Origin of the sequence: Niameybacter massiliensis, assembly GCF_001282685.1 — a bacterium.
GTDB classification, from domain to species: domain Bacteria; phylum Bacillota; class Clostridia; order Lachnospirales; family Cellulosilyticaceae; genus Holtiella; species Holtiella tumoricola.
This window is the reverse complement of sequence record NZ_LN875035.1, coordinates 125,602-140,356: the sequence shown is the minus strand read 5'-3', so window position 1 is coordinate 140,356 and position 14,755 is coordinate 125,602. Positions and strand designations below refer to the sequence as shown.

General features: G+C 36.1%; 13 protein-coding genes, 1 pseudogene and 1 other annotated feature. Of the genes and pseudogenes, 11 read left to right on the top strand and 3 right to left on the bottom strand.

The window, feature by feature from the left end; translation table 11 throughout:
• The first annotated feature begins 122 nt into the window (after positions 1–122).
• Positions 123–339: a binding site (T-box leader), on the top strand.
• A gap of 54 nt (positions 340–393) precedes the next feature.
• The 3 genes from argS to BN2390_RS06235 all read left to right on the top strand — a co-directional run bounded on the left by argS (position 394) and on the right by BN2390_RS06235 (position 5,351).
• Positions 394–2,166 carry an arginine--tRNA ligase gene (argS, locus tag BN2390_RS06245; RefSeq protein WP_053983500.1) on the top strand — a complete coding sequence of 591 codons (1,773 nt, stop codon included), beginning with the start codon at positions 394–396 and terminating at the stop codon, positions 2,164–2,166.
• A gap of 116 nt (positions 2,167–2,282) precedes the next feature.
• A complete protein-coding gene (locus tag BN2390_RS06240) occupies positions 2,283–3,935 on the top strand; it encodes a GDSL-type esterase/lipase family protein (RefSeq protein WP_053983499.1) in 1,653 nt (550 codons plus the stop codon).
• A 12-nt stretch (positions 3,936–3,947) separates the two neighbouring features.
• Entirely contained in the window at positions 3,948–5,351 is a 1,404-nt protein-coding gene (locus BN2390_RS06235; protein ID WP_053983498.1) for a sialate O-acetylesterase, read from the top strand.
• Positions 5,352–5,414: 63 nt separating this feature from the next.
• On the opposite strand, the gene BN2390_RS06230 is transcribed toward BN2390_RS06235, so the two are convergent.
• On the bottom strand, positions 5,415–5,768 hold the full coding sequence (locus BN2390_RS06230) for a winged helix-turn-helix transcriptional regulator (RefSeq protein WP_053983497.1): 354 nt from the start codon (positions 5,766–5,768) through the stop codon (positions 5,415–5,417).
• 161 nt (positions 5,769–5,929) lie between these two features.
• On the opposite strand from BN2390_RS06230, the gene BN2390_RS06225 reads away from it, so the two are divergent.
• On the top strand, positions 5,930–6,559 hold the full coding sequence (locus tag BN2390_RS06225) for a flavodoxin family protein (protein ID WP_053983496.1): 630 nt from the start codon (positions 5,930–5,932) through the stop codon (positions 6,557–6,559).
• A 25-nt stretch (positions 6,560–6,584) separates the two neighbouring features.
• A complete protein-coding gene (locus tag BN2390_RS06220) occupies positions 6,585–7,088 on the top strand; it encodes a nitroreductase family protein (protein WP_053983495.1) in 504 nt (167 codons plus the stop codon).
• 54 nt (positions 7,089–7,142) lie between these two features.
• Here the strand turns inward: BN2390_RS06220 and BN2390_RS06215 are convergent, their stop codons facing one another.
• Positions 7,143–8,198 (bottom strand): tyrosine-type recombinase/integrase, encoded by a 1,056-nt coding sequence (locus BN2390_RS06215; RefSeq protein WP_053983494.1) that lies wholly within the window; start codon positions 8,196–8,198, stop codon positions 7,143–7,145.
• 4 nt (positions 8,199–8,202) lie between these two features.
• A complete protein-coding gene (locus BN2390_RS06210; protein ID WP_053983493.1) occupies positions 8,203–8,925 on the bottom strand; it encodes a tRNA 2-thiocytidine biosynthesis TtcA family protein in 723 nt (240 codons plus the stop codon).
• A gap of 194 nt (positions 8,926–9,119) precedes the next feature.
• Here BN2390_RS06210 and ade point away from each other — a divergent pair, with 194 nt between their 5' ends.
• From ade to BN2390_RS06185, 6 genes and pseudogenes are all read left to right on the top strand, one after another.
• Positions 9,120–10,847: an adenine deaminase gene (gene ade / locus BN2390_RS06205; protein WP_053983492.1), complete on the top strand. Its 1,728-nt coding sequence runs from the start codon at positions 9,120–9,122 to the stop codon at positions 10,845–10,847.
• 137 nt (positions 10,848–10,984) lie between these two features.
• A complete protein-coding gene (locus BN2390_RS06200; protein WP_053983491.1) occupies positions 10,985–11,638 on the top strand; it encodes a hypothetical protein in 654 nt (217 codons plus the stop codon).
• A gap of 12 nt (positions 11,639–11,650) precedes the next feature.
• Positions 11,651–11,839, top strand: a pseudogene (locus BN2390_RS22395) (GNAT family N-acetyltransferase); the annotation flags it as partial.
• Between the two features lie 109 nt (positions 11,840–11,948).
• A complete protein-coding gene (locus BN2390_RS06195) occupies positions 11,949–12,800 on the top strand; it encodes a GNAT family N-acetyltransferase (RefSeq protein WP_053983490.1) in 852 nt (283 codons plus the stop codon).
• 98 nt (positions 12,801–12,898) lie between these two features.
• Positions 12,899–13,780, top strand: coding sequence for a YitT family protein (locus tag BN2390_RS06190; RefSeq protein ID WP_053983489.1), 882 nt, complete (start codon positions 12,899–12,901; stop codon positions 13,778–13,780).
• A 235-nt stretch (positions 13,781–14,015) separates the two neighbouring features.
• Positions 14,016–14,606: an NUDIX hydrolase gene (locus BN2390_RS06185; protein ID WP_053983488.1), complete on the top strand. Its 591-nt coding sequence runs from the start codon at positions 14,016–14,018 to the stop codon at positions 14,604–14,606.
• Positions 14,607–14,755: the final 149 nt, after the last annotated feature.

Sequence of the window (14,755 nt, the reverse complement as noted above, 5' to 3'; positions counted from 1 at the left end):
CTTTTTGAAAATAGATTTCATTTACTTGTATTTTAGCACCTTTTGGTAATAAAAGGGATACTTTATTGAAAAAATTTGCTTGACATTGAAAATAATTCTGCATATAATATCAAACAATACTAAAAAATTCTGTGAAGAGAAAAGTAACCTTTTGAGTGTCTGCCAGCGAGTAGGAGTAGAGTGGAAGTCCTATAAGTCATCATAAGGTGAAGAGGGCCTCGGAGAAGCAACCTGAGCTTTTATGAAAAGTTAGGGTGTGCCGTTAACTGCGTTAAAGTGATAAGTGGATTGTTTATACAATCAATTGGAGTGGTACCGCGGATTGAGTCCGTCTCTTATTCTTAGGAATAAGGGGCGGGCTTTTTTATGTTAAAAACGAATAGGAGGAAGAGTATGAATACGCTTATTAAATGGATTAACCAAGAAATAGAAAATGCTTTTGCCCAATGTGGCTATGACAAAGATTATGGGATGGTTACACGATCCAATAGACCCGATTTATGCCAATACCAATGTAATGGTGCCTTAAGTGCAGCAAAAGCCTATAGAAAAGCACCCTTTGAGATTGCTATGGAAGTGGCTCAAAAATTAAAAGGCAATGATCATTTTAAGGAAGTAACTTGTGTGAAGCCAGGCTTTATCAATCTCATATTACACGATGCATGGCTCATTGATTATATAGAAAAGATGCAAGAAAATTCTAAATTAGGATGTGACCCAATAGGTAAAGGCAAAAATATTATGATTGACTACGGTGGGCCAAACGTAGCCAAACCGCTTCATGTCGGTCATTTAAGAACAGCGGTCATTGGAGAATGTATCAAAAGAATGGGGAGATTTCTAGATTACACCATCTTAGGTGATGTACATTTAGGCGATTGGGGATTACAAATTGGTCTGATTATTGCAGAACTTAAGAGACGTTCACCAGACCTTGACTACTTTGATGAAACCTACACAGGAGATTTTCCTAAAGAACCCCCTTTCACCATTCATACTTTAGAAGAAATCTATCCAACAGCAAGTCGTTATGCTAAATCTAATCCTGATTTTATGGAAGAGGCGAAACAAACTACTTATTTATTCCAAACGGGACATAGAGGTTATGTTGCGCTGTGGCAGCATATTTTAGATGTCTCTATCTATGATCTTAAGAAGAATTATGCCAACCTCAATGTTTACTTTGATTTATGGAAGAAAGAAAGTGATGCACAGCCTTACATTCCTGACATGATTGAAAGTTTGAAGCAGCAAGGATTAGCTTATGAAAGTGAAGGTGCACTTGTGGTTGATGTGAAAGAAGCCAGTGATACAAAAGAAATGCCACCATGCATCTTAGTGAAGTCTGACGGTGCCACATTGTATAGTACCACTGACCTTGCGACGATCGTGGAAAGAATGGCACTTTATCATCCTGATGAAATCATTTATATCGTTGATAAAAGACAAGAAATACACTTTGAACAAGTTTTTAGATGTGCAAGAAAAGGGCATTTAGTAGATCCACATACTAAGCTCACCTTTTTAGGTTTTGGAACGATGAACGGAAAAGATGGCAAGCCTTTTAAAACTCGCGATGGAGGCGTAATGCGCCTAGAAAGTCTAATAAAAGAAGTGGCTGATAAAGTGTATCAAAAAGTAACCACTAATAAAGAAATAGACGATTCTAAAGCTAAACAAATTGCCTACAAGGTTGGTATTGCCGCACTAAAATACGGTGATTTATCCAATCAAATTACCAAAGATTATGTTTTTGACTTAGAACGTTTTACTTCTTTTGAAGGCAATACAGGGCCTTATATTTTATATACTGTAGTACGTATTGAGTCTATCTTATCTAAATTTTATAGTAGTCATACATTAGTAGAACGCGACAAATTCAATTTACAAGTGCCTTATACGGAAAGCGAACGTAATCTTATGCTCAAAATCGTTGAATTTAATGAGGTGCTCACAACAAGCTTTAATGAATATGCCCCTCACAAAATGTGTCAGTATATCTATGAGCTTTCCAATACATTTAATAGATTTTATCATGAACATAAGATTCTTATAGAGCAAGATCAGGTTAAACAATACTCATGGATTCAAGTCATTACCCTTACTAAGTCGATCCTTACAACTTGCTTAGATTTATTAGGTATTGAAGTCCCTGACAAGATGTAAAATGTATCATAAATGAGTACTTGAATTCGATAAATATGACTATAGAATTTCATTATTTAGTGTTATAAAATGAACTAGTCTATAATTATTTTATAATTAAAACTAGGAGAAGCGTAATGAAACCTATAGACCTACAGCATTACAAAAAGATTTTATTTCTAGGGGATAGTATCACTTATCTTGCACACTATGTGAACTATATGGATACGTATTTAACAACACATTTTAATGAATCAAAACCTATGCTTATCAATTTAGGATTGAGTAGTGAAACGGCTTCAGGTCTTTCAGAAGCTCATCATCCTTTCTTAAGACCTTGCATCTTTCAAAGACTTGAGCCTACTCTAGAGAAGATTCAGCCTGATTTAGTCATCGCATGTTATGGGATGAATGATGGCATTTATCATCCACCAAGTGACGAGCGCTTGGATGCATATCAAAAGGGTATGAGACAACTGGCAAAAATAGTGGAACAAAAAGGTTGTGATTTGGTTTGCCTAACGCCACCACCCTTTGATGCACAGATGATAGATCCAACTTGTCTCAAAGACGCGTATGGGGATGACTATGGGTTTATGAAACCTTATGAAGGATATGATCAAGTTTTACAAGACTATGGTAAGTGGCTTATGTCAGAACCGCTAGGTCTAGGCACTATTGATATTTATAGTGACGTTGCAGCCTATATTGATGCAAAACGTTTAGAAGATCCTCACTATGTATCAGGTGATGGCATCCATGTTTGTAGCATGGGACATTTCTTATTTACAAAAGCTCTATTAAAGCAACTTTTTAATATTTCTCTTGAGCGTGTCCCTGAATATGTAGAATATCCAGAACAAAATGCACTCTATAAACTTATCGAGTACAAGAATCACCTTATTAGTGATACATTACTTGAGGATATTGGACATGGGAATGAAGCATTAGTTTTACAATCTGTTGGGATTGAAAACTTACAATCAAAAGTTGAAGCTGTGCAAATACAAATTAATGAACTCCTTTTACAAGAACAACCTTGTGAAGCCATTGAGACGATCACTTTTAAAGGGTATAAAGGCTATCAATTTTATAGCCAAGGAAGAGAATGTATCCTCATCGAACCTAAAGTACCAACCAAGATGCGTCACTGGGTATGGCGTGCAGAGTTCTTCGATGCTTTTAGCTATGCAGACATGGCACTTCTTGAAGCTGGTTGGCATCTTGCATACTGTAATCTAAGTGATATGTATGGCAATCCTCAATCTGTTGAACTGATGCACGACTTCTATACAAAAGTTGTTAAAGACTTTAACTTGAATTCTCAAGTAGATTTATTTGGATTTAGTAGAGGTGGCCTTTATACGATGCATTATGCAACCCAGTACCCTGAAGCATTAAGAAGTATTTATCTTGATGCACCTGTACTCGACCTATGTAGTTGGCCAGGTAGTTTAGGAAAAGGGATTGGCTCATCTTTAGATTGGCAACAAGCCCTCTGGCAGTATGCTTTAGATGAAAAAGATGCAAAAACTTATTTTAAATCAAAAGCTTTAGAAGCAATGAATGACTTAGTGAACACACAGATTCCTATTATTTTAGTGGCTGGAGATGCAGATGAAGTGGTGCCTTATGAAGAAAATGGTGAGAAATTAGTCCATTTATGCAAAGCCCAAGAAAGAGACATTACAGTTATCGTAAAACCTCATATTGGGCATCATCCTCACAGCTTAGAAGATCCAAGCCCAATTGTTACATTTATCCAATCCATAGAACAAATTTCAAACTAAGGAGTCATCATCATGAATATTGGAGCCATTATTACACAAGGACCACAACCTTGGCAAATCATCCAACAAGTTGAAGGAAAAGCAAATATTACGTTAAAAGGTACATATGATGTTCATGCACATTGTGAAGAAGCTAGAGTCTGGGCAAGAGTTGTCTTAGAAGATACCTTTGAAAATGTTATCAGATGGCAAGAAGCTACTAAAATGCAAGATGGCGAATGGGAAATCATTTTAAAAGAGGTACCTGCAGGTGGCCTCTATCGTATTGAAACTTGCTTAAAAGAAAATATAGGGAATCCTATAGAATGGGCGATTCGCGGGGATATGATTCACCATGTTGGGATCGGTGATCTCTTTGTTATAGCTGGGCAAAGTAATTCTGCTGGATATGGCAAAGGACCCGTATTTGATCCACCAGAATTAGGCATTCACTTACTCCGAAATAGTGGACAATGGGACTTAGCGAGCCATCCTTTTAATGAATCTACCCATACGCTTCATAGTATAAATCGTGAAGGGGCTAATCCAGGTCATTCACCTTATTTAAGTTTTGCCAAACGCTTAAAAAGAGACTTAGCCTATCCTATTGGATTGATTCAGACGGCTTTAGGCGGTTCACCACTTAGTGCGTGGAATCCTGAAGAAGAAGGCTATTTATACCACAATATGTTAGAAGTAATCCAATCAACGACAGATAAGATTAAAGGTGTATTATGGTATCAAGGATGTACTGATACAGATACCTTAGATTTAGCTCATTCTTATTTAGAACGTTTTAAGACAATGGTACAGGCATTAAGAAAAGACTTAAATCAACCCGAACTTCCAATATTGACGGTTCAGTTAAACCGGGTTGTTAATAACTTAGGTAATGAAACTGCACAAAATCGTTCCGATGAAGGGTGGTCTATGGTAAGAGAAGCGCAACGTCAAGCAACAATGATAATAGATAATGTGTATATAATCCCATCTATTGATTCTACTTTATCAGATGCAATTCATAATGCTTCTCCAGCTAATATGGTATTAGGTGAAAGAATGGCACGACTTGCCCTAGAGCAACTTTATGACAAAGGTATTGAAGGAACCCCACCCAATCTTCAATCTGCTTCTTTATTAGATACAGGGTGCATAGAACTTACCTTTGCACCTGTTTATGAACGTTTAGAAAGTTTTGATGTGGCTGTAAGCGACTTAGCTTTCCAAATAGAAGATTCTATAGGTAAAATTGAACTTGCAAGTTACCAACTTCTAGGCAATCGTATCCAGTTCAAGATGAGTAGGAAGCCTGAAGGCGACTGTTATGTAAGTTGTGGTCAAGGACGATTTCCAAGAGGGGTTGTACCTATTGATCGTGGTGGTCAACTTCCCCTTTTACTTTTTAACAAAGCCAAAGTAAACCTTCATAATAAGTAATACTTCTTTAGGTGATAAATAAATAAAGCAGGAGCCATCGTAAACCACGATTGTTCCTGCTTTTTACTGTTCTTTGTTACAGCCAATAGTAATATCATTCGCATTGGCATAATCTGTAGACCATTTACAAATATCATGTAAGATCGGATCTAGGCTACGTCCACGCTCAGTTAAAGAATATTCTACTTTAGGTGGAATCTCCGGATAAACTTCTCGATGCACTAATCCTTTTTCTTCTAGGTCTCTTAATTGTGTTGTGAGCATCTTTTGTGTAATAGCTGGCATAAGCTTATCCAGTTCATTAAAGCGCTTAGCACCATCTAGAAGATGCCAGAGAATAATCAGTTTCCACTTGCCACCTATTAAATCCATTGTAAGCTCAAAAGAGCATTGATAGTTTTTTTGTAAACTTGCCATGTGTACCTCCAGTGATTTATGTACCATTAACTATAACATCATACTGTCAAAAAGGATAGTATATGATAAAAATGTAAGTACTTGTGGTATTGTTCTATATCGTTTACTATAACCCTATCAGTTAAGCATAAAATAACGTATGGTTTAAAAAGGAGACAATAATGAAGGTTGTAGCATTTAATGGAAGTCCAAAAAAAGAAGGTAATACGTATCATGCACTTAAAATGGTAGGCGATGAACTTGAAAAAAACGGTGTTGATTTTGAAATTATCCATGTAGGAAACAAGGCGATTCGTGGTTGTATTGCATGTGGTCAATGTGCCAAAAACAAAAATGAACAATGTGCTTTAAAAACAGATGATGTCAATGAATGGATTCAAGTGATGAAAGAAGCCGATGGTATTTTATTAGGCTCACCTGTACACTTTGCTGGGATTGCAGGAACTATGAAATCCTTTTTAGATCGTGTCTTCTATGTTCATTCAACCAATGGGGGACTATTCCGTCATAAAGTAGGGGCAGCAGTGGTAAGTGTAAGAAGAAGTGGCGGTAGTGTGACTTTTGATGGTTTAAATCATTATCTTAATTATGCAGAGATGTATATGCCAACAACAAATTACTGGAACATCATTCATGGTGGTGCACCCGCTGAAGTTTATAAAGATGATGAAGGGATGCAAATTATGAGTGTTTTAGGTAAGAACATGGCCCATTTAATGAAAGTACTTGGGAACGCAAAGACAAGTGCACCAGTATATGAGCCAAAAGTGTTTACCAACTTTATTCGTTAATTTAAGATAAGCAAGGGGTTAGAGGATGAAAGAAATCTTTTCTAGAGCAAGTGTTAGAAAGTTTAAAGAAAGAAAAGTAGAACGTGAAAAAATTGAAAAATTACTTCAAGCAGCCATGGCAGCACCATCTGCAGGTAATCAGCAACCTTGGGAATTTATTGTTGTAGAAGCAAAAGAAACTTTATGCAAGCTCTCTGGTGTGAGCCCCTATGCAAGGAGTCTAGCTGAAGCCCCACTCGCCATTGTTGTACTTGCTAATAAGAAAGCTCTAAAATATCTTGACTATTGGCAACAAGATTTAGGCGCTGCAACGCAAAATATGCTTTTGGAAGCAGTACATTTAGAATTAGGTGGCGTATGGTTAGGCATTGCACCTCTTGAAGAGCGTATGCAATATGTTTCAGAAGTTTTTAACCTTCCGGAATATTTACAAGCCTATGCGATTGTTCCTTTTGGCTATCCAGCTAACGAACCTAAACCTCAAAATAGATATGAAGTAACCCGTGTACATTTTGAAGTATTCGAATAAAAAGTAGCAGTTTTCTCTATGAGTAGAGAAAACTGCTACTTTTTTATCTTCTATTTAATCTCTCAATTTAACAATTCCAGCTGCCATACGACGTCTTGCGTCATCCATTTGAGCGTAGTGTTTCTTAGTGGTATTCACATCTTTATGTCCAAGAACATCTGCTACGAGATAAATATCTCCTGTTTCTTGATAGAGTGTAGTACCGTATGTAGAACGTAGCTTGTGAGGGGTAATGGTCTTAAGCTGAGTCACAAGCTGACTATATTTCTTGACAAGGATTTGAACACTTCGTACACTCATACGTTTATTTTGAAGCGAGAGGAAAAGTGGGGTATCATCCTCTTTACAAACCTTTTCTTCCCGTTCTTCTAGATAGTCTAGAAGGGCACGTTCAACTTCATTTCCAAAGTAAATAATGGTTTCATTACCACCTTTTCTTGTAATACGGATACCATTGTAGTTAAAGTCGATATCCTCTATATTAAGCCCTACACATTCGGAAACACGAATACCTGTCCCTAGTAGAAGGGAAATAATGGCTAGGTCACGCTTCTTTGTATAAGCATGATAACGTTTTTGGTGATCGGTCAGATCTGTACCGTCTTCAACAGTATCTAAGAGTCTTGCCACCTCATCCACATCTAATTTGACAATAGGCTTCTCATGAATTTTAGGCATATCTACAAGCGCACTTGGATTCGTTAAGATACGTTGTTGTTTATAGAAGTATTGATAAAAGCTTTTAAGAGAAGAAAGCTTTCTAGCCTTTCCTTTTAATCCATTTTGATGGCTCACTATATCCTCATGACCTTCTTCTTTTTCATAGTAGGTTAAGTATTCTAAGTACATCTCTAGGTCACGTGGTGAAACCTTTTCAATGAGTTCTAGTGGAATCTCTCGTATACTATTAAGTGCTTTACAAGGTGGATATTCTTTATAAAGATACTCGAAAAAAAGTCTTAAGTCATAGGCATAAGCAAGGCGTGTATTCATACTGGTTGTATGCTCAATACCACGGAAAAAGTCAAAAAGATAAGGTGGAAGCTCACTTAAGATTTCACGCATCATTTTAGTAATATGTTTTTGTCTTTGGTCAGTATAGCTTGACATATTCTCACTCCCTTGATTTCCAACCGTCTATTTCACTACGCTCAATTGCACCAAAGAGTCTATTTGAAAGTTGTGGGATTTCTTTTTCAAGTGAATAAATAAGTTGCTTAGTTGTCTCTCGACGTGTGACACCATCTGCTGGACATGGGCTTTTGACAACAGGTAGGCCTTCTTTTTTTGCAAAGTACTTAATATCTCTTTCAGGTACATAAACAAGTGGGCGAATCAGTGTCACTTCACTACGATCTAAATAGGTCACCGGACTCATAGTATGGATACGTCCTTCATAAAATAGTGACATAAGTAATGTTTCATTGATGTCATCTTTATTATGTCCTAAAGCAATTTTATTACAACCAAGCTCTTTAGCAATATCATTTAAAGCACCTTTACGCATTTTAGAGCAAAGGGAGCATGGATTAGATTCTTTACGTTCATCAAATACAATTTGAGCAATTTGTGTCTCATAAACTGTATAGCGTACACCTAATTTTTCACAGAATGCCTTGACAGCACTAAGGTCAAAGTTATCAAAACCTAGTGAAATCGTAATAGCTTCTAACTCAAACTTCTTAGGATAGAAGTATTGTAAATGTCTAAGGGCAACAAGAAGGGCTAAACTATCTTTTCCAGCGGAGATCCCAATAGCAATACGATCTCCTTCTTCAATCATATTATAATCTTGAACAGCACGGCGAACGTAGCTGAGTAAATGTTGTATTTTCATATTTTGCGTCCTCCTTTAGTATAATTTTATTATAACCTTTTGTTTTTAGATTGGCTAGACTTAGCATGAAGCTGCCTAAATAGACACACTTTTGGAACTTTTTGTAGACGTGAAAAAAATTAATGACAAGTTGAGTTTTTTCTGCTAATATAATCGTTAAAAAATAAAAACCTAGCGCAAAGGAGACTCGTACTATGAAACGCTATTTAGATGTATGCCGTAAGCTTCAAAAAGCTGATCTCGTATTAAAAAATGCTAAAATCTTAAATGTATTTACAAAAGAATGGATAGAAGGTGACTTAGCTATCTGTGACGGACGCATTATTGGGATTGGATCTTATGTTGGAGTCGAAGAGCAAGACTTATCAGGGCGCTTCGTTGTACCTGGTTTTATCGATAGCCATATCCATATTGAGTCCAGTATGATCTCCCCTTATGCCTTCAGCCATACAGTACTACCTTTTGGAACAACTACATTAATTGCAGATCCACATGAGATTGCCAATGTAAGTGGTTTAAATGGTATTCGTTATATGCTTAAAGAAAGCGAAAATTTACCTGTTTCTATTTACTATATGATGCCATCTTGTGTACCAGCAACACCAATGGAAAGTAGTGGTGCTATTTTAGAAGCAGAGGATTTACAAGTTTTAATGGATCACCCACGTATTTTAGGTCTTGGCGAAATGATGAACTTCCCTGGTGTTTTGTTTGGAGACCCTAATGTTCATGCTAAACTTAAAGTGGCTGGTGATAAAGTGATAGATGGTCACGCACCTGGATTAAAAGGTGATGACTTAGTTGCTTATGCCTTTTCAGGCATTCAAACAGATCATGAGTGTAGTGAAATGGATGAGGTATTACAACGTTTGCGTTTAGGAATGGCCGTACAAATTCGTAAAGGTTCTGCAGCGAATAATCTCTATGATATTGTTAGTGAGCTGGTAAAGACTAACTTACCACTTGATCGCTGTGTATTTTGTACAGATGACAAACATATTGAACATATCTTTAAAGATGGTCATATCAATAGTAATATTCGTGAAAGCATTGCCCTTGGTATTGATCCAATTGAAGCCATTTGTATGGCAACTTACTATCCAGCACGCCTTTACCACTTAAATAAGAAGGGGGCACTTGCACCAGGTTACGATGCAGATCTTGTTATCTTTGATGATTTACAAGCAATAAGCCCTACTCATGTTATGACTAATGGAAACTGGCAATATATAGCAGGCGAAAATGTAGGTTCAACTCTACTTAATAATGTAGATAGACGTTATGAAGAAATACCAGGTATTTTCAATTCCGTTAATTGTGACCCGATCAAAGAAGAAGACTTAGTGATTCCATTAGTAGGTAATCAAGCCTATGTTATGGGACTTATTGACTTCCAAATTCTCACAAGTAAATTAGTTTGTGAAGTACCAACCGAAGCGGGTCACTTTAAAGCAAATGAAACCTATTCAAAGCTTGCTGTATTTGAACGTCACCACCGCACAGGCCAAAAAGGTCTTGCCATTATCAAGAACTTTAATATCCGTAAAGGTGCCATTGCTCAAACCATTGCTCATGACTCCCATAACATTGTATGTGTAGGGGATAATGACCAAGATATGGTGCTTGCAGTGAATACACTCATTGAAAAACAAGGGGGGATTGTCATTGTATCAGAAGGAAAAGTCGTCGATCACCTCAACCTTCCAATTGCAGGACTTATGAGCCACTTAAGTGCGAGCCAAGTAACGGATAAACTAGCAGCCCTTTTAGCGGTTGCAAAAACTTTGGGAATTAATGATAAGATTGATCCATTCTTAACTTTAGCCTTTATGGCACTCCCTGTTATTCCAGAGCTTAAATTGACAGATAGAGGGCTCTTTGATGTAGGTGCCTTTAAACATATTCCTATTCAGCCAGAATAAATCATAGTAAATTTAATGTATAAATTTAAAATAAGTATCATATGTTAGAGATATATTCTTGATAAAACTTTGACCGTAGAGCTATTTCTTTTTAGAATAGCACTACGGTTTTTTATTAAAAAGAAAGGAGTAGCTCCATGTATTTCTATACCTCCTATCATGATACATTACTTTTTAAAGAAGAAACTTTGCCTGTACTACTTGAAAATGAAGCAGAGAACAACTTACTTATTGCAAGTATACTCAAATATGAATACACACATCTAGAAGATCATGTCATGGGTACCGTGAAGAGTGAGAAGGGTGAAATACAAGCTATTATCGGAAAAGTTACACCATATAGTCTTTGTATTTATGCAAAGGAAGATACCAAGTGTCAAGAGGTATTAAGCTTTTTAGCTAAAATAATGGTTGAAAGACAAATTGCTTTCCAAGGGATTGTAGGGAATGAGCATCTAATTGATGTATTTAGTACATTTTATAGCATCTATCAAAACGTGCGTCCAAGAGTACGTATGTATCTTAATGTGTATAAGTTAACAGAGCTTATACCTCTAGTAAAAGCTAAGGGACGGTTAAGACCCATAACTTATGAAGATTTATACTTTTTACCTTATTGGTTAAGAGACTTTCAGAAAGATTGTCATTTCCCTACATCAACATTGATGCAGAACTTTAGGGCTATCGAGCATATTATTAAACATCAATTCGCCTACATATGGGAAGATGACCATCCCGTTTCTATTGCAGCTAAAGGCAGACAATTTATGAATGGATGTGCAGTATGTTAAGTTTATACCCCACCTTATTATCGTGGAAAGCAATATGCATCTAGTTGTGTTGCTGCTTTAAGTGAGAAACTTTTAGCTGAAGGAAATACCTTTACTGTACTGTATGCAGATAGAAATAATATCTCCTCAAATAAGGTCTATCAAAAAATGGGGTATAAACTTATCGGGCATGTAAAAGATATAGTCTTTACAAAATACTAAATGCACTATATAATCAAAAATACTAATTACAGAATAATTTTACTTTTTTATAATTATTTTTAGAATTTATAATTTGTAAGTTTAAAGGTTAAGTGAGGGGGCAAGAAGAATGTATTATACCATTTATGAGAATGCAACACATTTTAAAGAAGAAACATTTCCTATGTTACTTAAAAATGAAGCAGCAAATAACTTACTTGTTGGCAATATATTAAGATTAGAAAAAAGTCCTATAGAAGGAAGTTTTATGGCAACAGTCAAAGATGAAGCTGGTAACATCCTTGTCATAGCTGTTCATACACCACCTTTTAATCTTTGCCTCTACACACCTCCAAAGGCTAAAGCACAAGAAGCATTACAGTTTTTAGCTAAAACACTTTATGAGAAAAAAATAAGTATACCAGGTGTTATCGGTGAAGATGAGACTGCAGAGACCTTTAGTTTATTTTATTGTACGTATACACGTCAACTAAGTAAAATAATAATGAGACTTAATGCCTATAAACTTACTACCGTCAATGCTTATCAAGCTATTAAAGGTTCTTTAGAATGTGCAACATTAGATGCGCTTTCTTATCTTCCTTATTGGCAAGAACACTTTATTAAAGAGTGTCATTTGCCTCCATCATCCTTTGATACCATTGTTAAGAGCATAGAAACAAGTCTTGAAAATGAAAGGTTTTATATATGGAAAGATAACCACCCTGTATCTATGGTAGGCAAAGGGCGCCAACTTAAAAATGGAATCGTCATTTCAAATGTTTATACCCCACCTTACTTTAGAAACCAACATTATGCTACAGCCTGTGTAGGCACAATTAGTCAAAGACTTTTAGATGAAGGCCATGACTTTGTTGCGCTTTTTGCAGATAGAGATAATCCTATCTCCAACAAAATGTATGAAGCCATCGGCTATCAGTTAGTTGGCTATACAAAACAAATCCATTTTACAAAAAATTAAGGGATTCTTCTTTAAAACGTATAAAAAAACACTTACGCATTACACTAATGGTAAGTGTTTTTTTGATTGAAAAAATGTGCCAAGACAAGGAGAAGATGATGAAACAATCTAGACTTGTAAAAGAATATGCCTTTATTATTATTGGAACCTTATTAGTTGCTTTCGGTGTGAACTGGTTTTTAGCACCTAATGGACTTGTAACAGGAGGAATTTCTGGGATCGGGATTATTCTACAAAATGTATCCGGTGCATTCTTAGGTTTCTCTATTCCTCTATGGATGACCACCATTGTCCTTAATATCCCTCTTTTTCTCATAAGCATTAAGCAACGTGGGTTTGCCTTTGCTAAGAAATCAGCAGTTGCTGTACTTAGTTTATCTGTAGCCTTAGCCATTGTAGAACATATTCCTAATCCATTTTGGGTAGGAGATGATCTTTTAGTATGTTGTTTGTTTGGTGGTGCTCTTTCCGGGTTAGGGATAGGCTTTGTCCTTCGAAGTTCGGCAAGTACAGGTGGAACAGATATGCTTGCATCTATTATTCGTTTCAACCATCCTAAATTTCCTATAGCCAAATTAATGCTTGGGATTGATGGTCTAATTATCCTTACAGGACTTTTTGTATTTGGTGCAGATAAGGCTATGTATGCCATCGTTGCTGTCTTTGTAAGTACACGTATTGTCAATAACGTTTTAGCAGGTCTACATTATGCCAAAGCCGTCTTTATTATGTCTGAAAAAAATGATGCCATCGCCAAAGGGATTATGGAACAAATTGTCCGTGGTGTAACAGGCTTAAGTGCAAGAGGGATGTATACCAAGCATACCAAAGAAATGCTTTTTGTTGTTGTTTCTCAAAAGCAAATTTCTGATTTGCGTAATCTCATTCAAGAAATTGATCCAAAAGCCTTTGTAACCATAGCAGATGTACGAGAAGTTTTAGGTCAAGGCTTTATTGAAGATTATAATTCTATTATGTAAGAAGTAAACAGGAGTAGATGCTAAAATAAGCAATTACTCCTGTTTTATTATTGAAAATACCCTCTATAAAGGTGAAAAAGTGCCCTTTAAAACATATTCGAACATATGTTCTTGAGTTCAAAAATGGTCATTTATTCAAGAAGTTGAAGATAATAATTTGAATTTTAATCTAAATTTTGATATGATGGGATCAGTTTAATAATAATCTTTAAAGGAATAGAAAGGATGACCTTTAATGGAATCACCAAAAATGGAAAGACTCACAGCCCTTGCAAAAACACGTTTTTTAAGTCTTTATGATGCTGAATATAAGAATCGTAAAGGTGAACCTAAACACTGGATCATTGCTTCACGCAAAAGCTATGAAGATCTCGAAAACCTTTACTTCAATCATGGAGAAGAAAAAACAGATGCTGTTGTACTTGTAGCTATTCACCAAGAGACACATCAGCTTGTACTCATTAGACAATTCCGTATGCCACTCAATGACTTTATCTATGAACTTCCAGCAGGTCTTATCGATGAAGGTGAAGATGCAAACAGTACAATAGGACGTGAACTAAGAGAAGAAACGGGACTTGAGCTTATAGAAGTTACTCACTTACAAGATAAACTCTATTTATCAGCAGGTATGACTGATGAGTCTGTAACCCTTGTTTATTGTACTTGTAAAGGAGCCGTTTCTACAGAGTATTTAGAAGCAGATGAAACAATAGAACCTATACTTGTATCTAAAGAAGAGGCTCAAAAGATCCTTGAAAGCGGTTCGAAATTGGATATTAAAACCTACTTAGTCCTACAACAGTTTATATTGGGTATGCTTTAAGGCATTGCCAGTATTTCTCACTTGTCTTTTAAACCTCTAAGGCCTATAATTATAAATCTACCCGAAAAAAGGGTAGAAGATTCAAAAAGAAAAGAGGTTTAAAAGCATTATGAAAAAAAACAGTTTACTTAATTTATTAATGTATTTTG

What these genes read in the sequence shown, in the direction of transcription:
- BN2390_RS06220 (WP_053983495.1), top strand. Translation starts at nt 6,585, where the DNA reads ATGAAAGAAATCTTTTCTAGAGCAAGTGTTAGAAAGTTTAAAGAAAGA.
- BN2390_RS06185 (WP_053983488.1), top strand. Translation starts at nt 14,016, where the DNA reads ATGGAATCACCAAAAATGGAAAGACTCACAGCCCTTGCAAAAACACGT.
- BN2390_RS06210 (WP_053983493.1), bottom strand. Translation starts at nt 8,925, where the DNA reads ATGAAAATACAACATTTACTCAGCTACGTTCGCCGTGCTGTTCAAGAT.
- argS (WP_053983500.1), top strand. Translation starts at nt 394, where the DNA reads ATGAATACGCTTATTAAATGGATTAACCAAGAAATAGAAAATGCTTTT.
- BN2390_RS06215 (WP_053983494.1), bottom strand. Translation starts at nt 8,198, where the DNA reads ATGTCAAGCTATACTGACCAAAGACAAAAACATATTACTAAAATGATG.
- BN2390_RS06225 (WP_053983496.1), top strand. Translation starts at nt 5,930, where the DNA reads ATGAAGGTTGTAGCATTTAATGGAAGTCCAAAAAAAGAAGGTAATACG.
- BN2390_RS06200 (WP_053983491.1), top strand. Translation starts at nt 10,985, where the DNA reads ATGTATTTCTATACCTCCTATCATGATACATTACTTTTTAAAGAAGAA.
- BN2390_RS06235 (WP_053983498.1), top strand. Translation starts at nt 3,948, where the DNA reads ATGAATATTGGAGCCATTATTACACAAGGACCACAACCTTGGCAAATC.
- ade (WP_053983492.1), top strand. Translation starts at nt 9,120, where the DNA reads ATGAAACGCTATTTAGATGTATGCCGTAAGCTTCAAAAAGCTGATCTC.
- BN2390_RS06230 (WP_053983497.1), bottom strand. Translation starts at nt 5,768, where the DNA reads ATGGCAAGTTTACAAAAAAACTATCAATGCTCTTTTGAGCTTACAATG.
- BN2390_RS06190 (WP_053983489.1), top strand. Translation starts at nt 12,899, where the DNA reads ATGAAACAATCTAGACTTGTAAAAGAATATGCCTTTATTATTATTGGA.
- BN2390_RS06240 (WP_053983499.1), top strand. Translation starts at nt 2,283, where the DNA reads ATGAAACCTATAGACCTACAGCATTACAAAAAGATTTTATTTCTAGGG.
- BN2390_RS06195 (WP_053983490.1), top strand. Translation starts at nt 11,949, where the DNA reads ATGTATTATACCATTTATGAGAATGCAACACATTTTAAAGAAGAAACA.